This window comes from Shimia sp. CNT1-13L.2 (assembly GCF_024331145.1).
Lineage (GTDB): Bacteria > Pseudomonadota > Alphaproteobacteria > Rhodobacterales > Rhodobacteraceae > Shimia.
The window spans coordinates 42,565-68,389 of record NZ_JANDJO010000004.1 but is presented as its reverse complement, the minus strand read 5'-3'; the positions used below and the strand labels follow the sequence as shown (position 1 = coordinate 68,389).

Here is a 25,825-nt window from a genome sequence, read left to right as displayed (position 1 = left end):
CCGCCCTTTTGCATTTACGCAGTCTTGATGGTGCCGTCAGCGACCCAGCCGTCAAACACCTCGAGCACCGTGTCGCAGAAAACGGCATCGTTGATATGCGCCTCCAGCGGGATGTAGGTCACGGTTTCGGGCAGGGTGGCCTCGATCTCGTCGACAAAGGCGGCAAGGCCCTCGGCATCATGCAGGTCGGCGCCGGGGCGATCCCATTCGTTGCAACCGCCCTTGGGCATGATGAAGACCGATTTGCCCTTGGCCGTGGCCAGTTTCTCGGCATGGGTGCGGGCCACTTCGCGGCGTTCCTCTGCATCCAGAACCACCGATTTCAGCAGGCGGTTGTGGTCATGCGCGGGTTTGTGGCTCATGCGGTCGGGCAGGGGTTTCCAGCCCACCATGTCGACAAGGTCGTAACAGGCCGGGGCCACGATCTGCGGCGTCGCCGAGGCCCCCGCGTTGGTCAGGCGATCCGCCCCGGCCGACAAACCGCCCATCAGGTGGTTGCCCACTTCCTGCGTGGCGAAATCCATGACGCAGGCAAAGGCGCCTTCCGAAGCCAGCGATTCAAAGGCCCGCCCGCCCATGCCGGTGGCGTGGAACACGGCGACCTCGAAGCCGCGTGCTTCCAATGCCGGTTTCAGGGTGACCATGTAATGCAGGATGGTCTTGCCAAAGGATGTCATGCCGATCAGCGGCTTGTCGCGCGAGGGGGCTTCGACCGCGCGGGCGGCACCAAGGACGGCGCCGGCGGCTTGCGACAGGGAGGATTTGCAGACCGAGTTCAGACCATAAAGCCCGCCGGCCCAGAGGATCATCTGGATGTCGGCGGCAAGGCGTTCGGGTGGCAGGAGATGCGAAAAGGACACGGTAGAGACCACGTATTTCGGCACCCCCAGCGGCAGCGCCTGACAGATGTCGAGCGCAACATCGGTGCCCATCGTGCCGCCAAGCACGACAACGCCATGCACCTTGCCTTCGCGATAAAGGCGCAGGGCAAGGGTGGCCCCGCCACGCGCCATGATCTGCATGGCAGTGTTTTCGTCGCCGCTGTCGATGGCTGCCTGAATCGAAGACCCGCCTTCTTCGGCAACATCGTGCTTGGAATAATCGGTTGGCTCGGACGGGTCACCCAGCACGCTGATGTCCATCGACAGGACGTTGCCGCCCTGTCCGCGGATGCACTCGCACATGTAATTCAACTCGTCGTCCTTGGTGTCGTAGGTGCCAACCACAAGGATGGTTTTGTCCTGGCTCATCATGGTCTCCCTTCCAGGTAATCTTGGGCCAGGCGCGTGGCCCGGGCAATCATGCGGGTCGAGCGGATGTATCCGCCGGGTTCGTCGAGGCGTGGAATGATCCAGCCAACATAGGTGAGTGCGCGCAGCAGCAACGCCAGATCCAGTTCTTCGGACGGGATCGGGCGGCGGGCGGCATAGCCCTGCACCAGCGCGGCGCGGATCTCGCCAAAATCGGGGCGTTCGAGATAGCGCAACAGGAAGGTTGCGAGTTCGAAGGCGCGATAGCCGATGGCGCAATCGTCAAAGTCGAGGATGCCGATCCGGTCACCCTCGACCAGCAGGTTTTCCGTGAGCAGGTCGGCGTGGATCAGGCCGATATCCTGATCCATCGCTGCGCAGTCTTCGGCGGCCTTGAGACGCACCGCCTGCAACAGGGCGGTGTCGTCCTGCGAAAGATGCGGATGTTCCCAGAAGCGGCCCCACAACGGGGTCTCGCCAAGGATCTCGGGGGCCGTCCAGCGCGGGCGCGAAAACCCCGCTGGTGTCTCCCATGCATCCGTTACGGTGTGCAGGCGGGCCATTTCACGGCCAACCCGCCCCGCAACTTCGGTGGGGGTGCCTTGTGTGATCTCGGTGCCCTCGCCGATCGGGGTGCCGGACAGCCATGTCAGCACGCTGACGTTCTGGCCGTTGATCGTGGCCAGAAGGACGCCCTGCTGTGACGGCACCGGCGTCGGAACGGTCAGGCCCGCCCCCACGAGATGCTGCATCCAGTCGAGTTCCGAGCGCAGTTCCGCCTGGGTGCGATAGCCGGGGCGATGCAGGCGCAAGGCATATTTCGTCCCGTCCTTTTGCACCGCATAGACGTGATTTTCCCGTTGCGCCACGAGGTGAGGGTTGCCGGACACCCCCCATTGTCGCAGCGCCTCATTGAGGATCGTGTCGCTCATGGTTCCAGCGGCGTTTCGTGCAGGGCTTCGTCCAGCCGTTCCAGCAGGATGTCGGCCTGTTCTTTCGTGAATGGCAACGGTGGGCGGATCTTGAGCGCGTTGTAGTGGATGCCAAGGAAGTTCAGCAAAACGCCCTTTTGGCGCATGGCATTGGCGATCTTCTTGGTAAAGGCCGTGGCCGGAGCGCGGGTTTCGCGATCAAGCACCATCTCGGCCCCGAAGAACAGGCCCGAGCCGCGCACGTCGCCAATGCAGGCGTGGGTTTCGGCAAGCCTGCGCAGCCCGTCGCGGGCATAGTCCCCCACCGTGCGGGCGTTTTCCATCAGCCCCTCTTCCTGCACCACCCTGAGGGTGGCATGGGCCGCCGCCGCCGAGACGGGGTTGCCGCCGAAGGTGTTGAAATAGCGGAAGTTCTTTCGGAAGGCCGACATGATCTCCATGCTGGTCACGACGCCGCCAACCGGGTGGCCGTTGGCCATCGGTTTGCCCATGGTCACCACGTCGGGCAGGAAGCCCGCCTTCTGGTGGCCCCAGAAATCGGTGCCCAAACGGCCAAACCCGGGCTGGACCTCGTCGGCGATGACGATGCCGCCAGCCTTGCGCACCGCGTCAATGGCGGGTTGCAGCCAGCCCTTTTCGAGGGTGGGAAAGCCTTCGTTGGCGAAATAGGGGCAGATGATCATCGCCGCGAGACCATGGCCACGGGCCTTGAGATCGGCGATGGCCTTTTCGACCTCTGCCGCAAAGGCCTGGGCATGGGCCATGCCGGGCTCACCACCCAGGGGGCGATAGCTGTCGGGTGCGGGCACAAAGGCCACGTTGTCCCAGCGATCCGGGGGCGGATTGGTGCAGGACAGTTGCGACACCGCCATGGTGTTGCCGTGGTAGGTGTGGTCCGTGGCAATCACGCCGGTATTGCCGGTGATGCCGCGCGCCATGCGCAGGGCGATGTCGTTGGCCTCGGAGCCCGTGCAGGTCATGATCGCGGTGTTCAGCGGATCGGCAAAGGTGTCGGTGAGCGCCTCGACATAGTCCAGAATGCCCTCGTGCAGATAGCGCGTGTGGGTGTTCAGCGTGCCTGCCTGTTGGCAGATCGCTTCGACCACCTTGGGGTGGCAATGTCCGACGTGGGGCACGTTGTTGTAACAGTCGAGGAACTTGTTGCCGTCGGCATCCCAGACCCAGACCCCTTGGCCGCGCACGATATGCACGGGCTCTTCGTAAAAGGTGCTGACATTGGGGCCGAGCAGCTTTGCGCGCCGGTCGATCAGGTTTTTTGCAGCGACATTCATAGCTTGATCCAAGCGGTTTTCAGGTCGACGTATTTGTCGAGCGCATGCAGGGATTTGTCGTGGCCATTGCCCGATTGCTTGTGCCCCCCCAGCGGCACGGTGTTGTCGGCGCCGCCATAGGTGTTCACGTGGATCACCCCCGAACGTACGCCGCGGATCATGCGGTGGGCACGGCCAAGGTCGGAGGTCCAGACACCGGCGGCAAGGCCATAATCGGTGCTGTTGGCAATGGCGATGGCCTCTTCCTCGGTCTTGAAGGGCAGAACACCCAGAACCGGACCAAAGACCTCTTGCTGGGCGACGCGGTCGGTGGGTTTCACGCCGGTCACGATGGTCGGCTCCATATAAAAGCCGCCGGTCTCTTGCAGGATGCGATTGCCGCCAAGCGCGATGGTGTTGCCATCGGCATGGGCGCTGTCGATGAAGCCAAGGTTGCCTTCAAGCTGTGTGAGAGAGTTGACCGCACCCACGTGGGTGTCGAGATCAAGCGGGTTGCCAACCCTGAGCGCCGCCGCGTGGCGGGAAAGGGTCTCGACAAACTCGTCATGGATGGACTCTTGGACCAAAAGTCGAGACCCTGCCACGCACACCTGACCCGAGTTCCGGAAGATGCCCATGGCGGACACCTTGGCAGCCTCTTCGAGATCGGGCGCATCGGCAAAGACGATATTCGGGGATTTTCCGCCAAGCTCCAAGTAACAGCGCTTCAAGTTTGAGCGAGCAGAGTACTCCAGCAGGCGACGGCCGACGCCGCCAGAGCCGGTAAAGACCAACACATCGACATCCATCGACAGCGCGAGCGCCTCGCCCGCCACGGCCCCCTGGCCGGTGACCACGTTCAGGACACCGTCAGGCAGGCCCGCTTCCGAGGCCAGTTCGGCCAGTTTCAGCAGGGATAGAGACGCAGTTTCCGCCGGTTTCAGCACAACGGAGTTGCCCATCGCCAGCGCCGGAGCGAGCTTCCATGCGCCGATCATCAGCGGGAAGTTCCACGGCACGATGGCCCCAACTACGCCCACGGGTTCCTTGTGGACAAGACCCAGAACCGACGGATCGGTTGGGGCAACTTCGCCATACACCTTGTCGAGCGCCTCGGCGTAGTAGCGGAAGGTGCCCGCAGCCGAGCCCGGCTCGGCCTTGAGGGCCATGTTGAACTCGGTGCCGTTGTCGCGCACGCCCAGAACCGCCAGTTCCACGGCGTTCTGTTCGATCAGCTCGGCCAGCCGCATCAGCACCTTCTTGCGGCCTGCCGGTGCCATGCGGCTCCAGCGGCCATCTTCAAAGGCGGCGCGGGCCGAGGCCACCGCGGTGTTCACATCGTCGGCAGAGGCGCGGACCAGTGTGGTTAGCGTTTGTCCGTCGATCGGGGATTGTACTTCAAGTGTTTCTCCCGAACCTTCCGTCCACGTTCCCTCAACAAATAGCTTTTGCGGCGGAACAGGTGCATGCCGAAGTTCGTCGATGCGTGTTTGGTCGACCATTTGGCCTCCTTGATTGCTTTGCGATCCAGCCAGACTCGGCGGAAATGGATGAACAGGACGCCCAGGATCATCAGGAAGAGGATCATTGCGATCGGGCGGTCAATGAAGTCGAAGGGGGTTTTTACCCGTGCCATGCCGGCACGCAGCTTGACCTCCATGATGCCGCCCAGAACCATGCCGAGGATGATCGGAACAGCCGGAAGGGACAGGCGTTTGAGAACGAAACCGAAGATGCCGAAACAGGCCGCGATCAGGCAGTCGGTGACCGAGTTGCGCAGGCTGTAGACGCCGACGAAACTCAGTACGAGGATACAGACGCCGAGGAACCGGTTGGGAATCTTCACCACCTTGATCAGGTGGTTTGTGGCAAACAGCAGGAACACCAGCACCAGCACGTTCAGCGCCAGCAGGGCGAGGTAGAGGGCAACCACGAAGTCCATCTGGTTCTGGAACAGCTGCGGGCCGGGCACCACGTTATGCACGTAAAACACCGAGAGCATCATCGCCGTCAGGGCCTCGCCCGGAATGCCAAGCGCCAGCAGGGGCACCATGGCGGCGGCCGGCACGGCGTTGTTGGCGGTTTCGGCCGCGATCAGGCCTTCGGAGGACCCGTGGCCAAAGTCCTGCGGACGTTTCGAAGATTTCTGCGCGTAGGTGTAGCTCAGGAACTGGGCGGTGAATTCGCCGACGCCGGGGATCATGCCCATCACCACGCCAAAGGTGCCCGAGACACCGGCCACGCGCGGGTGCCGCGCCAGTTCGCGCAGGCCCTGGAACATGCCGCCGCGCAGCTTGGTCATGCGGACTTTCTCGTCATCGCCCTGCAACAGGTAGAAGGCCTGCGAGAGGGCAAAGAGACCCAGAACCACAACGATCAGGTTCACGCCCGAAGACAGGAAAGACTGATCAAAGGTGAAACGTTTGGAGTATTTCACCGGCTCGAGGCCGACGGTGTTGAGGAAGACGCCGAAACAGGCCAGCGCGGCGGCGATCAGGGCCTGACCACGGTGCGCCACGATCACCAGAATGATGCCGAGGAGGGCTGCGAGAAAGATTTCGCGACTGCCGAACATTGGGGCGATCTTGGCCAGGATCGGGGCAAAAAGGATGAGGCAGACCACCGAGAAGATGCCGCCGAAGAACGAGGCCGAATAGGCCAGCGACAGCGCGCGCCGCGCTTCGCCCCGCGCGGTCATCGGATAGCCGTCATAGGTGGTGAGCGCGTTCACGGCAGTGCCGGGCGTGTTGATCAGGATCGCCGGAATCGCGCCGCCGTACATGGACGAGCCGTAGATACCCAAGAGAACGGTGAGCCCGACAATTGGGTCCATCGAGAAGGTCGCGGGCAGCAGGATGGCGATGGCCACGGCAGGGCCGACACCGGGAATGGCGCCAATCAGAACGCCACCAACCGAGCCTGCGAGGAGGGCGAGCAGAACATCCCAGCGCGCCAGAATGTCGACTGAGGAGAGGAGGAGGTCCATGTGTGTATCCTCAGAAATTCAGAATGAAGAAGTTGCGCATCGCACCGGGCAGATACTCGTAGAGCAGGGAGCCGGGGATTTTCACGTCGAGGAAGGATTTGAACAGCACCACGACGGCAGCGCCAAAGGCGACCGAAATCCACAGCATCGATTTGCTGCGATACCCCATCCGCCAGCACATGATCGGCATGAAGACCATCGTCACCGGCAGATAGCCGATCAGCGGCACAAGCATCACGTAGGCGAGGAACCAGAACACCCATTCGATGGCGAAGAACCAGATCTTCCACTCGGTGTAATCGGCGGTCACGAACTTGCGGCGCGGCAGTTTCCAAAGGTGCAGCCCGCCAAAGATCACCATGCCGCCAATCGACACCATCGGCCAGAACCGCGGCTGGGCAAAGAACTTGGTCCGTTTGAACCATTTTGTCTGGTCGCCAAGCTGCGACATGAGAAACAGCGCCGCCAGCAGGAAAACGATGGCAAACAGGATCTGTCCGCGCAGGGGGCCTCTGAAGGTGCTGTATTTTGGGTCACTCATCTGTCCAGCCTCTGGATACAGAAAGGGCCGGGGGTTCGTGCACCTCCGGCCCGTTTGTCAGGGGTTACTCGAGCAGTTTGCCGATGTGGGCCGTGGTCGCCTTGTCCTTGGCGATGATCTCTGCCGAAGCAGCGGCATCCGACCAGTAGACCTGTGCACCGGTCTCTTTCGCGACGGCTTGTGCCCGGTCGCTCATGACGGTCTTGGCGGCGACGGCGGCGATTTTCTCACGGACGTCTGCCGGGGTGTCCTTGTGAACGAACAGGCCGTTCCACAGGGCGATGTCGAGAGACGCATCCAGTTCACCGATGGTCGGGGCATCCGGCACCAGCGGGATACGCTCGCCGGTGATCGAGGTCAGAACCTTCACCTTGTCGAGGCAGGGCAGGATCAGCTGCAGCGTGGTGTTGATGACATCCGCGTCACCCGAGGCCAGCGTGTTGCAGTCGAGCGCGTCAAAGGCCGCGTCCGAGCCCCACTCGAAGCCTGCGTTGACTGCATAGGCCATGGTCACCTTGGTCGGGGTCAGGACCGCGCCAAAGTGGCCCAGGGCCACGTCGTTCGATTTCGCGTGTTCCGCCAGTTCCGCCATCGAGGAGTAAGGCGCATCCACGCTGGTGGCGATGACGAAGGGGTAGGTGAGGAAGATGCCGACCGGCTCGAAGACTTCGTCGGCCAGTTCATCAATACCGATCTCGTGGCCGATCACGGGAACCGCGGGCACGAACGAGCCGATGGTGTAGCCATCCGCAGGCGCGGTTGCCACGTCGATCGCACCCGGGAAGGGGCCACCGCCACCGCCGGGCTTGTTCACCACGGCTGCCGAGATGCCGTATTCGGCCTGGAAGTCTTCGGCGATCATGCGGGTCAGCACGTCTTCGAGATCACCCGGAGGCCACGGCACGATGAAGCTCACCGGCTTTTCAGGATATTCGGCGATGGCGGCCCCACCGAGGGTTGCCATGCCAAATGCAAGGGCGGTGCCCAGAAGCGTTTTGGTTTTCATAGTCGTCTCCCTGTTCGATCTATTTTGGATCGGTTCATTATTTAAACCAAAGGTTCGAAAATAGATTGACAGGTTAACTATCTTTCTGTCAACACTTTTAAGAAGCGCCCCACATTTTCGATGACGCGGGGGCAGAAAACACAAGCGGGAGCGAATGAAAGTCTGATGGGTACGGTAGCCAAAGCATTGTCACTGTTGGGTTATTTCTCGCGTGCCCAATCCGAGATCGGTTTGAGCGAGATGACCCGCCTGTCCGGCATGAACAAGGCAACTGTCTATCGTTTACTGACTGAATTGGCCGAACAGGGATTCGTCGAACAGGTCGGAACGGGCCGTGAATACCGTCTAGGACCGGTCTATCCGCGCCTTGCGGCGCTGCGCGAAGCCGCCGTTCCCACGCGTGAAGTGGCCCAGAAAGTCCTGTCGCGCCTGTGCGATGCCACCGGCGAAACCGCCCATATGTCGATCCGCCAGGGCGACAAGCTGCATGTCGTCAGCTTTGCCTATAGCGCGCTGCACGGCACCCGCGTGACGATGGAAGACGCCGAACAGATCGAGTTTCACTCGACAAGTTCCGGCCACGCCGTGCTTGCCTTCAGCCCCGCCGACTTTGTTGACACCGTGCTTGCAGGACCGCTTCAGAAAAAGACCGAACAAACCGAAACTGACCCCAACGCCATTCGCGCGCGCCTTGCCGAGGCGCGCCGGATCGGTGTCGCGGAATCGGTCAGCGGCCATGAAATGGATGTGCACTCGCACGCGTGCCCGATCTTTGATGCGCGACAATCCTGTTACGGTGCGATTGCCGTCGCGGCCCCGGTCGCGCGTATGACCGACGGGTTGCGCAACACCATCCGCCACGAGGTCATGCAGGCCTCGCTTGAAATGACCCGCCTGCTTGGCGGCTTTGTCCCCGATGAATTCAAACAGAAGGCCGGCGAATCTCTCGTCGTGCCCGCGTAATCCTCCGTCCCGAAAGGTCTGATCCATGAAAGACAGCAACTTCCTCAAAGAAAAGAATGCCAAGTCGCTTTGGCATCCGATGGCGCATCCCGCCGATTGCCTGAACAACCCGCCGACCATCGTGACCGGCGCACAGGGCGTGCGCATTACCGATGTCGACGGCCACGAAGTGGTGGACGGCGTGGGCGGCCTCTGGAACGTGAACCTCGGGTTTTCGTGCCAGCCGATCAAAGAGGCGATTGCCCGCCAGCTGGACGTGCTTCCCTATTACTCGACCTTCCGTGGCACCACCAATGACGCGATCATCGAACTTTCCGAGATGCTGCGCGATTTCTATGCACCCGATGGTCTGACCCGCGCCTTCTATACCTCTGGCGGATCGGATTCGGTGGAAACCGCGCTGCGCCTTGCCCGTCAGTACCACAAGGTCCGCGGCGAAGAGGGGCGGACTAAGTTTCTTTCGCTGAAAAAGGGCTATCACGGCACCCACATGGGCGGGGCCTCGGTCAACGGGAACGCCAACTTCCGCACCCAGTACGAGCCGCTCTTGCCCGGCTGCTACCACATTCCGGCGCCCTATACCTATCGCAACCCGTTCAACGAAACCGATCCCGAAAAGCTGGCGGCGCTGTGCCTGCAGGCAATGGAGGACGAGATCGCCTTCCAGGGCGCGGGCACCATCGCGGCGATGATCATGGAGCCGATCCTTGGTGCCGGTGGCGTGATCGTACCGCATGAGAGCTTTATGCGCGGGGTGCGGGCGATCTGTGACAAGCACGGTATCCTGCTGATCGCGGACGAGGTGATCACCGCGTTCGGCCGTACTGGCAGCTGGACCGGATCGCGCCATTGGGGCGTGCAGCCCGACCTGATGTCGACCGCCAAGGCGATTACCAACGGCTATTTCCCCTTCGGCGCGGTGATGATCGCCGAGAAGGTGGCAGAGGTCTTTGAAAACGACACCTCGGGCAAGGCCGCGATTGGCCATGGCTATACCTATTCGGGCCATCCCGTTGGCGCGGCGGCGGCGATTGCCTGTGTTCAGGAAACGCTCAAACTCAACGTCAAAGACAACGCGGCGGCGCGGGGTGCCGAGCTTTATGCCGGCCTACAGGCGCTGGGCGCGAAGTATGAACAGATCGGCGACGTGCGCGGCGGCGAGGGCCTGATGTGCGCGATGGAACTGGTCAGCGACCGCAACACCAAGGCCGCCATCGATAAAAAGACCATCGGCACCATTCAGGAGGTCGCCTACAAAGAGGGCGCGATGGTGCGGGTGTCCGGCCCGAATATCATCCTGTCACCGCCGCTGGTGCTGACGTCGGACGACGTTCAGACGCTGTTGTCGGCGCTGGATGCGGGTTTTGCCGCAGTGAACTGAGCCTGAACCGGCTCTTGGAAACCCCGGGGTCTGCCCGGGGTTGTCCTGTTTCAGGACAGGTCTTTGGCGGGGATCATCGGAAAGAAAGCGCCTTTCGAGGTCACGCCGAACCACGCCTCACCGTCGACTTCGCGCTCTTCGCCCGCATCGACCATGCGGTAAAAGCTCTTGCGATCTATCCGCGCCTCAAGACCCGCACGCACCATGACATAAGGCGCCGGTTCGCCGCTCTCCCCATCGCGTTCCACCCGAATCGGCGCATCCGGTCCGGCCTCAACGGTGTCTTCGACATTGGTTGTGAAGGTCAGAACACGGCCGTCCCCGTCGCCCGCAATATCCACATCGACCGCCACGAAAGGCACATCCTCGACCGTGATGCCAACCTTTTCGACCGGGGTCACCAGAAAGTAGTTTTCGCCCTCTTTCTTCAGGATCGTCGAAAAAAGCCGCACCAGTTGCGGGCGATTGATGCGCCCGCCTTCATGAATCCACGACCCGTCGCGCAGAATTTGCATGTCGAGGTCGCCCATGAAGGGCGGGTTCCACAGGTGCACAGGGGGCAGGCCCCGGTCTTTCTTGGCTGCCGTGGCCGAGGCCGCGATGCCGTCTGCCGTTGGTTTCACAGGAATTTGTCCGCTCATTGTTTTTGCCATTTGCGTCCGGCGAGATAAGGTCAGGATATATACATAGCCGAAACAGGAGAGTTGTCATGACCGAAGACGCCAATCTGGTGATCGAAATCGAATCCCTGTGCGACAAGCTGGGGCAGGCGAAAGAGGCGATCACCAAGCGGTTCATCGGTCAGGAGCGGGTGGTTGACCTCACGCTTTCGGCGCTTCTGTGTGGGGGGCATGGTCTGCTTATCGGTCTGCCCGGGCTGGGAAAAACCCGATTGGTCGATACCCTGTCGACGGTGATGGGTCTGAACGGCAACCGGGTTCAGTTCACGCCGGACCTGATGCCGGCGGATATCCTTGGCTCGGAAGTTCTCGAAAAGGCCAAGGGTGGCGCGCGCGAATTCCGCTTTGTGCCGGGGCCGATCTTCTGTCAGCTGTTGATGGCCGACGAGATCAACCGCGCCAGCCCGCGCACCCAGTCGGCGCTGTTGCAGGCGATGCAGGAGAAAAATGTCACGGTTGCGGGGGCAGACCGGCCGCTGGATGCACCGTTCCATGTTCTGGCCACCCAGAACCCGATCGAACAGGAAGGCACCTATCCGCTGCCCGAGGCCCAGCTTGACCGTTTCCTCGTACAAATCGACGTGCCCTATCCGACGCGGGACACCGAGAAAGACATCCTTCTGGCCACCACCGGCGTGGCCGAGGAAGAGGCGCATCAGGTGTTCAGCGCCGAAGAGCTGATCGCGGCCCAGACCCTTTTGCGCCGCATTCCGGTGGGCGAGAACGTGGTCGAGATGATCCTTGATCTTGTGCGCACCTTCCGGCCCGGGGACCCTTCGGCAAGCGAGGCCGTGCGCGAAAGCGTTGCCTGGGGGCCGGGGCCACGGGCCGCTCAGGCGCTGATGATGACGGTACGCGCACAGGCGCTGTTGCATGGCCGCCTTGCCCCAAGCCCGCAGGACGTGATCGACATGGCCGCCCCTGTTCTGAGCCACCGTATGGCCCTGACCTTCGTGGCGCGGGCACGTGGCGAAACCGTCGGTGACCTCATTCGCGAAACCCTTGCCGGGATGGACGGCATCGGAGCCGCCGCGTGATCTCTTACCCCCAGTTGCGCACCCGTGCCGAAAGCGAAGCGGCGCGGTTGCCGCCGTTGCTGGCGCAGGCCGAGCATCTGGCGGGGACGGTTCTGCTTGGGGAACACGGGCGGCGCAGGTCCGGTCTTGGCGATGATTTCTGGCAGTACCGTCCGGTTCAGCCGGGAGATTCCCTACGCATGATCGATTGGCGGCGTTCGGCCAAAAGTGATGCGCAGTTCGTGCGCCAGCGGGAATGGCAGGTGGCCCAGTCGGTGATGCTCTGGGTCGACCAGTCGGCCTCGATGGGGTTTGCCTCCGAGAAAAACGGGGTGTCCAAGGGCGAGCGTGCGCGGGTTCTGGCGCTGGCGGTGGCGATCCTGTTGATCCGCTCGGGCGAACGCGTCGGCCTGACAGGCACGACCCTGCCGCCGCGCCGTGGCGAAGGGCAGATCCTGCGCCTGACCGAGATGTTCCTCAAGGGCGAAGATGCGGATTATGGCACACCTGAAGCGCGGGCAATGCTGCCGCATTCGCGGGCCCTGTTCGTCTCGGATTTCCTTGGTGACCTCGAGGCCGTGGAAGCCGCTCTCCTCAAGGCCGCAGACCGGGGTATTCGCGGTGTCCTGTTGCAGGTGCTTGATCCGGCGGAAGAGAGTTTTCCCTATCGGGGCCGCGCCATTTTCGAAAGCATGGCCCAGAGCCTCGTGCACGAGACGCACAAGGCCTCGGATCTTCAGGAGCGCTATTTGAAACGCTTGGCGGAACGCAAGGAACGGCTGCGGGCGCTGTGTGCCACGACGGGATGGCAATACGGCCTGCATGACACCAGCCATTCGGCGCAATCGGCCCTGTTGTGGCTGCACCGTGCGCTGGAAAGGCGGTTGTGATGGGTCTGTTGTCGATCGGATTTACCGCGCCCTGGATGCTGGCGGCGCTGGTGGCCCTGCCGGTTCTCTGGCTGATCCTGCGCGCGATCCCGCCAGCCCCCGTGCGGCGGCGGTTTCCCGGTGTCGCGCTGTTGCTGGGCTTGCAGGACGAAGACACGGTCAGCGACCGGACCCCGTGGTGGTTGCTGATGTTGCGGGCGCTTGCCGTGGCGGCGGTGATCCTTGGCCTTGCGGGGCCAGTGCTGAACCCGCCGGAGGAGCGCGCCAGCGATGCGCCGCTTCTGATCGTGATGGATGGCGGCTGGGCCGGGGCGGGGCAATGGGCGGCCAAGATGAAGATGGTCGAGGCGCGGCTTGATGCGGCGGCGCGGGACGGGCGAGAAGTGGCCCTGATCCAGCTGACTGCGCCGGAAGACCCGCGCTTTGCAAGCCCCGCGATATGGCAATCGCAACTGCCCGGCATCCAGCCCCAACCCTGGCAGCCCGAGGCAGGCGCATTGGAAAATGTGGCTCTAACCCTGCCGGAAACGGCGTTTGATACGCTCTGGATTTCCGACGGCCTTGAGCATTCCGGACGGCCGGATTTGCTTGCGGCGCTTGAGGCGCGCGGCGCCGTTGAAGTGGTCGAAGACGACCTCGGTGTCGTGGCCCTTGCACCGGGGCGGTACGAGGACGGTGTGCTGGTCCTGACCGGACAGCGTGCCGGTACGGGAGGCGCGCGCGAGATCACGGTCGAGGCCCACGGCCTTGATCCCAACGGCGTGGCGCGGGTGCTGGCCACCACGCCGATGACATTTGCATCCGGTGAGGCAACCGCCAGCGTCGACCTGTCATTGCCTGCGGAACTGCGCGCGCGGATTTCCCGTTTCGAGATCGCGGGTCTGCGCTCTGCCGGGGCCGTGGCGCTTTCGGATGACAGCCTGCGCCGCCGCGAGGTCGCGCTGGTGGCGGGGCGCGAAGACCGCGAGGGCCTGCAACTCTTGTCGCCGCTGCACTACTTGCGGCAGGCGCTGGTGGAAAATGCCGAGGTGCTGGAAGGGGCGCTGACCGATCTGCTGCCCGCCAATCCCGACGTGGTGGTTCTGGCGGATATTGCCGTTCTGTCTGCGGGCGAATCCGAAGCGCTTCAGGACTGGGTGTCTGAAGGTGGCCTGCTTCTGCGCTTTGCCGGTCCGCGTTTGGCCGCAAGCGAGGTCAGCCGCAACGAGGAAGACCCCCTGATGCCGGTGCGCCTGCGCAGCGGTGGCCGCAGTGTTGGCGGCGCGATGAGCTGGGGCGAACCAAAGTCCATCGCCCCCTTTGACATCGACAGCCCGTTCCACGGCCTTGCCATTCCCGATGAGGTAAGGGTCGAGGCGCAGGTGGTGGCCCAGCCCGATCCCAACCTTGCCGATCGCGTTGTTGCCGAGTTGAGCGACGGCACTCCGATGGTCACCCGAAAGACGCTTGGGCAGGGGCAGGTGGTTTTGTTCCATGTCACCGCCAACGCGGAATGGTCGGGGCTGCCCCTGTCGGGCCTGTTCGTGCAGATGCTTGACCGGCTTGCGGTTCTGAGCGCCACGGATGTGGATGACGATGCCCGCATGGCCGGCACCATCTGGTCTCCGGTAAAGGTGCTTGATGGGTTTGGCCGCTTGCAAGAGGCGCAGACGCTTGCCGGTGTGACCGGAGAAGACCTTGCCGGCGCGCCCCTTGGACCCGAACTCCAGCCCGGCCTCTACCGCGACGGCCTGCGCCTTGTTGCGCGCAATGTTCTTGATGGCGAAGCGAAGCTGCACCCCGCAGACTGGCCCGCGCGTATTCAGGTGTCGGGCTTTGAGCAAACTCCGGTGCGCGACCTGTCGGGATGGTTCCTTGCCGCGGCGCTTCTGCTGTTTGCGGCGGATGTCGCCGCATCGCTGTTCGTGTCCGGTCGGCTTTGGGGCGCGCGCGTGGCCGGTTGGCTGGTGGCGCTGATGCTGGTGGGGCAGGGGGCCGAGGCACAGGAAAACCCGATTGCCATCGCAGACTCCCGCGAGGTGGTTTTTGCCCATATCAAGACCGGCAACACCGAGATCGACAACCTCGCGCTGGCGGGGCTGCGCGGCCTGTCCGAGACGCTTTTCTTCCGCACCGCTGTGGAGCCCAATCCACCCCGCACCATTGATCTCGAGACCGACGAGCTGGTCTTTTATCCGCTGGTCTATTGGCCGATCACCCCGGATCAGCCGATCCCCTCGGACGAGGCCTATGCCAAGCTGAACACCTATCTTCGCTCGGGCGGGATGATCCTGTTTGATACCCGCGACGCGGATGTCGCGGGGTATGGCGCCTCAAGCCCGAATGGCCGCAAGCTGCAACGCCTTGCCGCGCCGCTGGATATTCCCGCGCTCGAGGTGGTGCCGGGCGATCACGTGCTGACGCGCACCTTCTATCTGCTTCAGGATTTCCCCGGGCGCTATGACAGCCGCGAGATCTGGGTCGAGGCCGCGCCGCCGGATGCGGTGCAGATCGAAGGCATGCCGTTCCGCAATCTCAATGATGGCGTGACGCCGGTTGTCGTCGGCGGCAACGACTGGGCCGCCGCATGGGCGATGGATGCCCGTGGCAACGCGCTTTATCCGGTGGGGCGTGGCCGCGCTGGAGAACGGCAGCGCGAACTGGCGTTCCGGTTCGGCGTGAACCTCGTGATGCACGTGCTGACCGGCAACTACAAATCCGATCAGGTCCACGTGCCTGCGCTTCTTGACAGGTTGGGCCAATGACCGGACAGATCCTTTTCGACCCCCTTCTGCCGCTGTGGCTGGTGATTGGACTGTCTGTCATGGCGGTGCTGGCCTGTGGCTGGGCCTGGTGGCGCGGGCTTTCGGGATGGGCCTTTCGTGGTCTGGCCGCGCTGGTGGTGATCGGGGCGCTGGCCGGTCCGGTGTTGCACCGCGAAAGCCGCGAAGACCTGAGCGATATTGTCCTGATGCTGGTCGACCAGAGCAGCAGCCAGCAATTGTCGGACCGCGCGGATCGGACCGCAGCCGCCGCCGAGGCCCTGACCGCGCGGATCAACGGGCGCAACAATATGGAAGTGCGCCGCATCGACGTGCCGGACGGAACAGGCGATGCCGGAACCGAGATGATGGCCGCCCTCAACACCGCCCTCGCAGAAGAGCCGCGCGGACGGATTGCCGGTATCATCGCGCTGAGCGACGGGCGGGTGCATGACATGGAGAGAGCGCCGGAGATTCCCGCACCGATGCACCTTTTGCATAGCGGTTTGCGTGCCGACTGGGACCGCCGCCTGCGGGTGACCGGTGCACCGGCCTTTGCCATTCTCGACGAAGAAGTGCTGCTGACTCTGCGGATCGAGGACAGCGGCAATGCCCCCGCCGAAACGCAGGCGCCTGTCGAGATTTCCATCGACGGGGCCGCGCCACAGCGGTTCCTTGTGCCGATCGGGCGTGACGTGGAAATGCCGCTGATGCTGCCCCATGGCGGGCGCAACGTGATCCAGTTCACGGTGCCTGCGGCCGAGGGTGAGTTGACCGACCGCAACAACAGCGCCCTTGTGCAGATCAACGGTGTGCGCGATCGCCTGCGGGTTCTGCTGGTCAGCGGTGAACCCCATCCCGGCACCCGCACCTGGCGCAACCTGCTGAAATCCGATGCCTCGGTCGATCTTGTGCATTTCACCATCCTGCGTCCGCCCGAGAAACAGGACGGCGTGCCGGTGTCGGAACTGTCGCTGATTGCCTTCCCCACCCGCGAGCTGTTCATGGAAAAGGTCGAGGATTTCGACCTCATCATCTTTGACCGTTACCAGCGGCGGGGCATCCTGCCATCGCTCTACCTTGAAAACGTCGAGGCCTATGTCCGCAAGGGCGGTGCCGTGCTGATCGCGGCGGGGCCGGATTTCGCAACCGCAGACAGTATCTTCCGCTCGCCCCTGTCGGCCATCATCCCCGCCCGCCCCACGGCGCGGGTGCTGGATCTGCCGTTTACCCCCGAAGTTTCGGATCTTGGCGCCCGCCACCCGGTGACGGCGAACCTGCCTCAGGAAGGGGCCTGGGGGCGGTGGCTTCGTCAGGTCGAGATCGAACCCCTGCGGCGTGATGGATCGCCCGGCGGCGATGTGGTGATGACCGGCCATGACGGCCTGCCGCTTTTGGTGCTGGATCGGGTGGATGACGGGCGTGTCGCGCTTTTGGCCTCGGATCAGGCTTGGCTTTGGGCGCGCGGCTATGAGGGCGGCGGTCCGCAGCTGGAAGTGCTGCGGCGTCTGGCGCATTGGATGATGGGCGAACCGGAGCTCGAGGAAGAGGCGCTTTGGGCCGAAGCCAAGGGCCAGACCATGCGCATCATCCGTCGCAGCCTGTCGGAAACCGTGCCTGAAGTGACCGTGACCTCGCCGACCGGTGAGGTGGTGACCCTGTCGATGGCAGAACAGCGCCCCGGCCATTTCGAAGCCCGCTACACCGGGGCGGACATCGGCCTTTATCGGCTGGCGAACGGCGAACATGAGGCGGTGATTGGCCTTGGCCCTGCCGCCCCGCGCGAGTTCGAGGAAACCATCGCCAGTGCAGAGCCGATGGCCCCGCTTCTGGAGGCGCAGCGCGGCGGCAGTTTCGCGCTGGAAGACGGGTTGCCGACCCTGCGGTCTGTCCGCGAGGGGCGTCCGGCGGCTGGGCGCGGCTGGATCGGTCTGACACCGCGCGGGGCCTATGACGTGACGGATGTGGCGCGCACCCCGCTTTTGCCTGCCTGGCTTGTGCTTTTGCTGACATCGGCCCTGATCCTTGCCGGTTGGTTGCGCGAAGGGCGGCAATAAAGCGGGCATTTCGCAGCAGGGCCGCTGAAACCGGTTCACCTTGGGACGGGGCCGCGATAAAACGCGCCCGAACCCGAGATGGAGCAGCCCAAGATGAGCACCCCGAAACCCGTAGTCCTGTGCATTCTCGATGGCTGGGGTCTGAGCGACACCACCGAGGCCAATGCACCGGCGCTTGCCGATACGCCCACCTTTGACGCGATGATGGCTGAATGCCCCAATGCCACGCTGATCACGCATGGTCCGGATGTGGGCCTGCCGTCGGGGCAGATGGGCAACTCGGAAGTGGGTCACACCAATATCGGCGCCGGTCGGGTTGTCGCGATGGACCTTGGTCAGATCGACCTTGCCATCGAGGACGGGTCGTTCTTTGAAAACGCCGCGATCAACGCCTTTACGGCCAATCTCAAGGAAACCGGCGGCACCGCGCATTTCATGGGCATGATCTCGGACGGTGGGGTACACGGCCATATCGAACATATCCTCGCTGCGGCCAAGGCGGTGACGGATGCCGGTGTGCCGGTGGTCCTGCACGCGATCACCGATGGCCGCGACGTGGCCCCGAAATCGGCCTTTACCTATCTCGAAACACTGGCAGAATGCCTGCCGGAAGGGGCCCGTATCGGCACGATCGCAGGGCGGTATTTCGCCATGGACCGCGACAACCGCTGGGAACGGGTGTCCGAGGCCTATAACGCCTGGATCAAGGCCGAGGGCCTGAACGCGGCCACCGCGCATGATGCGGTGTCGAATGCCTATGAACGCTCCGAGACCGACGAATTCATCACCTCCACCGTGATCGGTGACTATGCCGGTGTTAAGGACGGTGACGGATTCTTCTGCCTGAACTTCCGTGCTGACCGTGCGCGTGAAATCCTGCGCGCCATCGGCGAGCCGGGCTTTGCCGAGTTCGAGACCGGCCCGCGCCCGGCGCTTGCCGGACTGTTGGGCATGGTCGACTATTCGGATGACCACGTGAAATACATGACCACCGCCTATCCCAAGCAGGAGATCGTCAACACGCTGGGCGAATGGGTGGCCAAGAAGGGTCTGCGCCAATTCCACCTTGCCGAGACCGAGAAGTATCCGCACGTGACCTTCTTCCTGAATGGCGGCAAGGAAGAGCCCGCGGCCGGCGAAGACCGCTATATGGCCGCATCTCCCAAGGTTGCGACCTATGATCTTCAGCCCGAGATGTCCGCCGGTGAAGTCACCGAACAGTTCGTGGCGGCGATCGAAGAGGGCTATGACCTCATCGTGACCAACTATGCCAACCCCGACATGGTGGGCCATACCGGTGATCTTCAGGCCGCCATGCGGGCCTGCGAAGCGGTTGATCAGGGGCTGGCCGCTGTCACCGAGGCCTTGACCAAGGTCGGCGGGACGATGATTGTGACCGCAGACCACGGCAACTGCGAGGTCATGGTTGATCCGGTGACCGGCGGGCCGCACACGGCGCATACCACCAACCTCGTGCCGGTGGTGCTGTTCAACGGGCCGGATGGGGCGGGCCTGCGTGCCGGTCGCCTGGCCGATCTCGCGCCGTCGCTGCTGGATCTGATGGGGCTGGAACAGCCCGCCGAAATGACCGGAGAGAGCCTGATTATCCGATGAAATCCCATGCGCTGCTTTTGATGCTCGGACTGGTGGCGGGACTGGCCCGCGCCGAGACCGATCCCGCAGAGGCAGCGCGGGAGGCGGCGTCGCAGCTTGAGGCCGCGTCGATTTCCCTGCAAGAGGCCGGTGGCGCCCGTGATCGGGTCAAAGCCCTGACGGCGACAGTGCGGGCCTATGAGGCCGGGCTGGTGGCCATGCGCGAAGGGCTGCGCCGTGCCGCGATCCGCGAGGCGCAGCTGGGCCGCGCCCTAAAGGCCGAGGAAGATGAAATTGCCCGCCTTCTGGGTGTGCTTCAGGGCATGGGGCAGCGATCCGCGCCGGTGATGCTTTTGCATCCGGCAGGGCCAACCGGCACCGCGCGGTCGGGCATGATCCTTGCCGATATCACCCCCGCGCTGGAAGAACGCGCCGCCGCGCTGCGCCATGATCTCGAGGAAATCGCGATCCTGCGGGCGCTGCAACAGGATGCGGCCGACCAGTTGCAGCACGGGCTTTCCGGCGTGCAGACCGCACGCACCGAGCTTAGCCAGGCCATTGCCGACCGCACCAACCTTCCCAAGCGATTTGCCGACGATCCGGTGAAGGTGGCGCTGCTGATCGCGACCACCGAAACGCTGGAAGGGTTTGCCAGCGGGCTGACCGAGATCCAGGGCGAAGGGGAAACCCCGACACCCGTGGTCGACATCTCAAGCCGCAAGGGCCGGATCACCCTGCCGGTCGAAGCCGAGATCCTGCGCCGCTCGGGCGAGGCTGATGCCGCCGGTATCCGCCGTCCGGGCCTTGTGCTGGCCGCCCGTCCGAATGCGCTGGTCAGCAGCCCGACGGCCGCCACCATCCGCTATCGTGGTCCGCTTCTGGACTATGGCAACGTGGTGATCCTCGAGCCGCAGGCGGGGCTGATGTTCGTCTTTGCAGGGCTGTCGACAGTCTTTGGCGAGGCCGGAGACGTGATCCCCGAGGGCACGCCAGTGGGTTTGATGGGCGGAAATGACCCGGAAATCGGGGCAATCCTCTCACAGTCCGGTGAAGGGGCTGGTAACGGGCGGTCGGAAACGCTCTATATAGAAGTGAGACAGGGCAAGGATTCCGTGGACCCGGAAACCTGGTTCCGGACAAACAAGGAAGAATAACCGATGAGGAAATTTGTCGTGGCCGCGCTGGGTGGCACTCTTGCTGGCGCGCTGTTCGCCGTGCAGATTGCCGGCCCGCTTCTGGCGCAGGAAAGCGCCCGCACCACCAACGTCTATGAACAGCTTGACCTGTTCGGCGACATTTTCGAACGCATCCGCGCACAATATGTCGAGGACGTGGACGAGGGCGATCTGATCGAAGCTGCCATCAATGGCATGCTAACCTCGCTTGATCCGCACTCCTCCTACCTGTCGCCCGACGACGCCGAGGACATGCGCGTACAGACACGCGGGGAATTCGGCGGTCTTGGCATCGAGGTGACCCAGGAAGACGGCTTCGTGAAAGTGGTCTCGCCGATCGACGGCACGCCTGCCGATTCCGCAGGCATCGAGGCCGGAGACTTTATCACCCACGTTGACGGCGAAAGCGTTCTTGGCCTGACGCTGGACCAGGCGGTGGAAAAGATGCGGGGGCCGGTTGGCTCGGAAATCGTGATCACCGTCGCCCGCGAAGGCGAGGATGAACCCTTTGACGTGACCATAATCCGCGACACCATCAAGCTCACTGCCGTGCGCTCGCGCACCGAGGGCAGCACCGTGGTTCTGCGTGTCACCACCTTCAACGACCAGACCACCCCCAACCTCGAGGCCGGTTTTGCCAAACAGGTCGAGGCGCTGGGCGGTATGGAAAACGTCAACGGCATCGTGCTTGACCTGCGCAACAACCCCGGTGGCCTGCTGACCCAGGCGATCACCGTGTCCGATGCCTTCCTCGAAAAGGGCGAGATCGTCTCGACCCGTGGCCGCAATCCGGAAGATGGTGACCGTTTCAACGCCACCCCCGGCGATCTGGCCGAAGGCAAGCCGATGGTTGTTCTGATCAACGGCGGTTCGGCCTCGGCTTCGGAAATCGTTGCGGGCGCACTTCAGGATCATCGCCGCGCGATCGTGGTCGGCACCAAGAGCTTTGGCAAGGGCTCGGTTCAGACCGTGATGCCGCTGCGAGGCAATGGCGCCATGCGTTTGACCACCGCGCGATACTACACCCCGTCGGGCCGGTCGATCCAGGCGCTGGGCGTGTCGCCCGACATCGTCGTGGAACAGCCCCGTCGTCCGGCAGCCAGCGAGGAAGAGGAAGAAAGCTCGACCCGCAGCCGCCGCAGCGAGGCCGACCTGCGCGGCAGCCTCAACAATGACAGCCTGACCGAGGATGAAATCCGCCAGATCGAAGAGGATCGCGCCAAGGCGGAAGAAGCGGCCAAGCTGCGCGAGGACGATTACCAGCTGGCCTATGCCATCGACATCCTCAAGGGCCTGTCGGCGCTGGGTCCGAAGAACTGATCTGATCAGATAGACGATTTGGGGGGCGTCCGGCAGGGCGCCTCTTTTCGTTTGCCGCACCGGCGGATGCCTCCGGCGGGAGTATTTACGGTGCATTGAAACCCTGGGCAATTGCATGGCCGCGGGGCATTGGGTAGGTGTTTGCCAGTTCAGTTTTCAGGAAGCATGCCATGACCCCCGAAGAGATCGCCAAACTGCCCTATCGCCGCAACGTGGGCGTGATGCTGGTCAATGCCGAGGGTCATGCCTTTGTCGGCCAGCGCCTTGATAGCGAGGTGCCCGCCTGGCAGATGCCGCAGGGTGGTATCGACAAGGGGGAAAGCCCGAAAGAGGCGGCGCTGCGCGAGCTGGAAGAGGAAACCGGCGTTTCGGCCCGCCTTGTCACCGTCGAGGCGGAGACCGAGGGCTGGATCGCTTATGACCTGCCGCATGATATCGTACCACGCATCTGGAAGGGCCGTTTCAGGGGGCAGGAGCAGAAATGGTATCTGCTGCGTTTTCACGGCACCGATGCGGATGTGAACATCGCCGTGGACCACCCCGAGTTCTCGGAATGGCGCTGGTTGCCGGTGGACGAGCTGATCGCCAATATCGTGCCCTTTAAACGCGGCGTGTACGAACAGGTCGTGGCCGCGTTCGAAGGGCATCTCTAGGTCCTAGAGAATGAAATCGGTGCCGTTGGCGTCCGAGAAGGCGAGACCCTGAATAAGGACCGACCCGGTGCCGCCAAGGGCCTCGAGATCCAGCAGCGTGGTGTTGTTGCCGGCATTTGTCAGGGCAGGCGCGATCTTGGTCGCGAACTCGCCCGTCTTGAGCCCTAGGCCCGACAGGTCGATCTTGTCCTTGCCGTTCTGGAAATCGGTGATGGTGTCGACACCGGCGTTGCGGCCAAAGACGAAAGTGTCCCGGCCAAGGCCGCCTGTCAGGAGGTCGTCTCCCTGGTTGCCGGCGATCAGGTCGTTGCCGCTGCCGGCCTTGATGGTGTCATTGTCCTGACCACCCCGAAGGACATCCGCGCCGGTGCCGCCGAGCATCTCGTCCGATCCCCGCCCACCTTTCAGGGTGTCGGCACCATCGTCGCCTGTCAGGATGTCATCACCGGCAAGGCCGCGGACAAGATCGTTGTCATCACCCCCGAACAGCGTGTCGTCCCTGCTGCCACCGCGCAGCTTGTCTTCGCCCGCGCCGCCGGAAACGACGCCGGTGATTTCGCCGTGGCGCGACAGGAAGATGTCATCGCCGTCCCCAAGCGCCACGCTGCCTTCGATGGTGCCGTAAAAGTTGCGCACGATATCCGCGCCGTCGCCGGTTGCGACATAGCCCTGGATCAGCCCCGAGTTGTCGAGCCAGTCATCGGCCTCGCCAAACCAGATCGCGTTGCCGTGCAGGCTCAGGATCTCGCCGGAATTATAGACTTCGTTGCTGCCGTTACCGGCGGTGACGTGGATGACGTACTCTGTCTTGCCGCTCCCCAGCATGGTGCCGCTGTTGTTGATGGTCGCCGTGCCGGAATCAATGTAGACCGCGCTGCCGCCGGACATCAGGCCAGTGTTCAGGATCGAGACATCGGTTGAGCCGAACTCGAGCTCGATGGCATGTTGATTGTCTTCGCCGGTGATCGTGCCGTGGTTCTCGATAAAGCCAGAGGCGTATCCTTCAAGATACAGCCCCCAGGTGCCCGAGACCTCGCCATAGTTCTGGAAGCTCGAACCGCTGCCCATCATCCAGATCGCCGCGTTGTTGGGGAACAGGCTGCGCACCACCCCGGTGGCACCGATGAGCATGTCATGAACGCCGTTTCCGTTACTGTCTTGCTGCAGGAGAATGGCCTGAGAGGACATGGCAACCACGGTGCCGTCAATGGCGATGCGATGTGACACCGCATTGGTATCGCTGGTGATGGCTCTGCCGGTTCCGGTTATGACATCCACATCCTCGCCGACGTAAAGCCGATCTGATGACTGAAGAACAATGGGGGTGCTGGTATCTGTGGCGACGATGACGGCCATGTGGTGTCTCCTGTGAATGGATTTGGGTTCAGAAATTCGCCTGAAAGGTCAGGCGGGCACTAATGATGAAACAAGTGAAAACGCCCCGATCGCGCGTGGCATTGGCCCGAGTATAGCCGAAAATTCGGAACTTTTCATGCCACCGTCGAATTGCGGGCGACGTGTGATTGACGCGACGTTCCGATGCCCCGGAATTTGACAACATACCGAGTAGTATGTTTTCGTCGTTGCAAGACAGAGTCGCCAGGAGTTCAATACGTGCCCACCGCTGCCCGCGCCACGAAACCGGATCGTTACGAGGAAATCCTCGTGGCCGCTGCCGAGTGTTTTCGCCAGCAGGGTTTCGCCGCGACCTCGATCGACACGGTGGCGCGCTACCTGAATTCGACCAAGGGGCGGATCTACCACTATTTCCCGTCGAAGATGGATCTCTACAACGCGGTCCGAGATCGCGGCATGGAGCTTGCCTTTGACGCGATTTCCCCGGGCTATCGGGCCGATACGGATGCCGTTGGACGGTTGGCGCTGATGGCGGACGGCCACGTGCGGGCGATGATCGAACACCACGCCTATATGCAGGTGCTGCTGGATGGTTTGCGGCTGCGCCGCTATGGCGCCACGACCGAGTTCCAGCGTCAGGCCCTTGAGCGTCACCTCGAACAACGTAACGCCTTTGAACAGCGCTTTCGCGAAGTTCTGGGCGAGGGCAAGGAACAGGGGGCGTTCTCGTATGTTCACATGTCCTTTGTTCTGCAAAGTCTGCTTGTCGCCATCAACGGGCCGGTCTTCTGGTACGAGCACCGCGACGGGGATGACGCCGCCAAGATCAATGCCATCGTCGAAGACGTGGTGAGTTTTGCCATGCGGGGGGTCGGTGTCGAATGGACGCCAGAGATGACCGCCGCTCTCAAGAAAAAAACCGGAGTGTCCTGATGACCGAAATCCCCGCCACCATGTTTGCCGCGCTGCAAAGGCACGAAGGTTATTCCGGCACGGCCGAGGGGCCTGCGATCGCGGATGCGGCAGACTATCTGGAAGCCGCTGAAATTCCGGTGCCGACACCGGGCAAGGGGCAGGTTCTGATCCGGTTGCGGACCGCGTCGGTCAACCCGTCTGACCTGCACTTCATCAAGGGTGAATACGGCCAGCCCCGTATCAAGGGCAATCCGGCCGGTTTTGAAGGTTGCGGCGATGTCGTGGCCGCCGGTGAAGGGGCCGAAGGTCTTGTTGGCCAGCGTGTGGCCTTTGTCGTGGCGCTGGGATGTTCCGGTGCCTGGGCCGAATATGCCACCACCGATGCCATCAATTGTATTCCGCTGCGCCCAGACATTTCGGACGACGACGGTTCCGCGCAGATCGTGAACCCGCTGACGGCGATGGCGATGGTGGACATCGCCCGCCAGGACGGTGAGTCCTTCGTGGTCTCCGCCGCGACCAGCCAGTTGGGCAAGCTGATGGTGTCGCTGGGCAAGGATCTGGGGCTGAAACCCATTGCCCTGGTACGTCGCGCAGAAGCGGTTCAGCCTCTCAAGGACATGGGTGCCGCCGAGGTTGTCGTGACCACGGATGAAGATGCCGTTCAGCAATTTGCCAAGATCAGCGCCGCGCTCAAGCCGCGGGTGTTTCTGGACGCGGTGTCCGACCAGTTCTCGGAGCAGGTCTTTGCCGCGATGCCGAACAAGGCGCGCTGGATCAGCTATGGCAAGCTGAGCTCGGAGCTGCCCAAGCTGACGATGATGGGGCAGCTGATTTTCCAGTCAAAGCGAATCGAAGGTTTCTGGCTCACCTCGTGGATGATGTCGACGCCCCCCGCCGACCAGATGCGCGTGGTGGGCGAAGTTCAGGCGAGATTTGCCGACGGGCGCTGGAAAACCGATGTTTCCGTGCATTTGCCCCTTCGTGACGTTGTGTCAGGTTTGGCGGATGCCCTGAAAAAGACTGACGGAAAGGTGATCATCACGCCATAGTAGTTCTACGGGTCCCCTGAAAGTGGAGGAGACGGGGACCCAAAAAT

Annotated in this window: 21 protein-coding genes; 12 read left to right on the top strand and 9 right to left on the bottom strand. The window is 62.9% G+C overall.

Translation table 11 applies throughout. The annotated features are described in order from the left end of the window. Positions 1-14 precede the first annotated feature (14 nt). From NNA36_RS10110 to NNA36_RS10080, 7 genes are all read right to left on the bottom strand, one after another. A complete protein-coding gene (locus NNA36_RS10110) occupies positions 15-1,250 on the bottom strand; it encodes a Tm-1-like ATP-binding domain-containing protein (RefSeq protein WP_255106903.1) in 1,236 nt (411 codons plus the stop codon). After that, a complete protein-coding gene (locus NNA36_RS10105) occupies positions 1,250-2,182 on the bottom strand; it encodes a phosphotransferase enzyme family protein (protein ID WP_255106902.1) in 933 nt (310 codons plus the stop codon). The genes NNA36_RS10110 and NNA36_RS10105 overlap by 1 nt, the downstream gene beginning before the upstream one ends. Beyond that, positions 2,179-3,474 carry an aspartate aminotransferase family protein gene (locus NNA36_RS10100; RefSeq protein ID WP_255106901.1) on the bottom strand — a complete coding sequence of 432 codons (1,296 nt, stop codon included), beginning with the start codon at positions 3,472-3,474 and terminating at the stop codon, positions 2,179-2,181. Before NNA36_RS10100 ends, NNA36_RS10105 begins: the two co-directional genes overlap by 4 nt. Further along, the gene (locus tag NNA36_RS10095; RefSeq protein WP_255107235.1) at positions 3,471-4,838 is read right to left on the bottom strand and encodes an aldehyde dehydrogenase; all 1,368 of its coding nucleotides are present in this window, start codon (positions 4,836-4,838) and stop codon (positions 3,471-3,473) included. Before NNA36_RS10095 ends, NNA36_RS10100 begins: the two co-directional genes overlap by 4 nt. Beyond that, positions 4,820-6,439, bottom strand: coding sequence for a tripartite tricarboxylate transporter permease (locus NNA36_RS10090; protein WP_255106900.1), 1,620 nt, complete (start codon positions 6,437-6,439; stop codon positions 4,820-4,822). Before NNA36_RS10090 ends, NNA36_RS10095 begins: the two co-directional genes overlap by 19 nt. Positions 6,440-6,449: 10 nt before the next feature. Continuing rightward, complete coding sequence (locus NNA36_RS10085; RefSeq protein WP_255106899.1) at positions 6,450-6,980, bottom strand: tripartite tricarboxylate transporter TctB family protein; 531 nt, start codon at positions 6,978-6,980, stop codon at positions 6,450-6,452. Positions 6,981-7,044: 64 nt separating this feature from the next. Continuing rightward, on the bottom strand, positions 7,045-7,986 hold the full coding sequence (locus tag NNA36_RS10080) for a tripartite tricarboxylate transporter substrate-binding protein (protein WP_255106898.1): 942 nt from the start codon (positions 7,984-7,986) through the stop codon (positions 7,045-7,047). 165 nt (positions 7,987-8,151) lie between these two features. On the opposite strand from NNA36_RS10080, the gene NNA36_RS10075 reads away from it, so the two are divergent. Further along, on the top strand, positions 8,152-8,949 hold the full coding sequence (locus NNA36_RS10075; protein ID WP_255106897.1) for an IclR family transcriptional regulator: 798 nt from the start codon (positions 8,152-8,154) through the stop codon (positions 8,947-8,949). A gap of 25 nt (positions 8,950-8,974) precedes the next feature. Then, entirely contained in the window at positions 8,975-10,330 is a 1,356-nt protein-coding gene (locus NNA36_RS10070) for an aspartate aminotransferase family protein (protein WP_255106896.1), read from the top strand. A 50-nt stretch (positions 10,331-10,380) separates the two neighbouring features. Here the strand turns inward: NNA36_RS10070 and NNA36_RS10065 are convergent, their stop codons facing one another. Beyond that, positions 10,381-10,971 carry a DUF1285 domain-containing protein gene (locus NNA36_RS10065; RefSeq protein WP_255106895.1) on the bottom strand — a complete coding sequence of 197 codons (591 nt, stop codon included), beginning with the start codon at positions 10,969-10,971 and terminating at the stop codon, positions 10,381-10,383. Between the two features lie 68 nt (positions 10,972-11,039). Here NNA36_RS10065 and NNA36_RS10060 point away from each other — a divergent pair, with 68 nt between their 5' ends. From NNA36_RS10060 to NNA36_RS10025, 8 genes are all read left to right on the top strand, one after another. Continuing rightward, entirely contained in the window at positions 11,040-12,047 is a 1,008-nt protein-coding gene (locus NNA36_RS10060) for a MoxR family ATPase (RefSeq protein WP_255106894.1), read from the top strand. After that, positions 12,044-12,916, top strand: a complete 873-nt coding sequence (locus tag NNA36_RS10055) for a DUF58 domain-containing protein (protein WP_255106893.1) — start codon at positions 12,044-12,046, stop codon at positions 12,914-12,916. Before NNA36_RS10060 ends, NNA36_RS10055 begins: the two co-directional genes overlap by 4 nt. Next, positions 12,916-15,660 (top strand): DUF4159 domain-containing protein, encoded by a 2,745-nt coding sequence (locus tag NNA36_RS10050; RefSeq protein WP_255106892.1) that lies wholly within the window; start codon positions 12,916-12,918, stop codon positions 15,658-15,660. The genes NNA36_RS10055 and NNA36_RS10050 overlap by 1 nt, the downstream gene beginning before the upstream one ends. Then, positions 15,657-17,714 carry a hypothetical protein gene (locus NNA36_RS10045; RefSeq protein ID WP_255106891.1) on the top strand — a complete coding sequence of 686 codons (2,058 nt, stop codon included), beginning with the start codon at positions 15,657-15,659 and terminating at the stop codon, positions 17,712-17,714. The genes NNA36_RS10050 and NNA36_RS10045 overlap by 4 nt, the downstream gene beginning before the upstream one ends. 93 nt (positions 17,715-17,807) lie before the next feature. Beyond that, on the top strand, positions 17,808-19,328 hold the full coding sequence (gene gpmI, locus NNA36_RS10040; RefSeq protein WP_255106890.1) for a 2,3-bisphosphoglycerate-independent phosphoglycerate mutase: 1,521 nt from the start codon (positions 17,808-17,810) through the stop codon (positions 19,326-19,328). Next, positions 19,325-20,461: a murein hydrolase activator EnvC gene (locus NNA36_RS10035; protein ID WP_255106889.1), complete on the top strand. Its 1,137-nt coding sequence runs from the start codon at positions 19,325-19,327 to the stop codon at positions 20,459-20,461. Before gpmI ends, NNA36_RS10035 begins: the two co-directional genes overlap by 4 nt. A 3-nt stretch (positions 20,462-20,464) precedes the next feature. After that, positions 20,465-21,802, top strand: coding sequence for a S41 family peptidase (locus NNA36_RS10030; RefSeq protein ID WP_255106888.1), 1,338 nt, complete (start codon positions 20,465-20,467; stop codon positions 21,800-21,802). 170 nt (positions 21,803-21,972) lie between these two features. Continuing rightward, complete coding sequence (locus tag NNA36_RS10025; RefSeq protein ID WP_255106887.1) at positions 21,973-22,455, top strand: RNA pyrophosphohydrolase; 483 nt, start codon at positions 21,973-21,975, stop codon at positions 22,453-22,455. 3 nt (positions 22,456-22,458) lie between these two features. Here the strand turns inward: NNA36_RS10025 and NNA36_RS10020 are convergent, their stop codons facing one another. Beyond that, positions 22,459-23,811: a calcium-binding protein gene (locus NNA36_RS10020; protein WP_255106886.1), complete on the bottom strand. Its 1,353-nt coding sequence runs from the start codon at positions 23,809-23,811 to the stop codon at positions 22,459-22,461. Positions 23,812-24,069: 258 nt separating this feature from the next. Here NNA36_RS10020 and NNA36_RS10015 point away from each other — a divergent pair, with 258 nt between their 5' ends. Next, positions 24,070-24,744: a TetR/AcrR family transcriptional regulator gene (locus tag NNA36_RS10015; protein ID WP_255106885.1), complete on the top strand. Its 675-nt coding sequence runs from the start codon at positions 24,070-24,072 to the stop codon at positions 24,742-24,744. Further along, the gene (locus NNA36_RS10010) at positions 24,744-25,778 is read left to right on the top strand and encodes a zinc-binding dehydrogenase (protein ID WP_255106884.1); all 1,035 of its coding nucleotides are present in this window, start codon (positions 24,744-24,746) and stop codon (positions 25,776-25,778) included. The genes NNA36_RS10015 and NNA36_RS10010 overlap by 1 nt, the downstream gene beginning before the upstream one ends. Positions 25,779-25,825 lie beyond the last annotated feature (47 nt).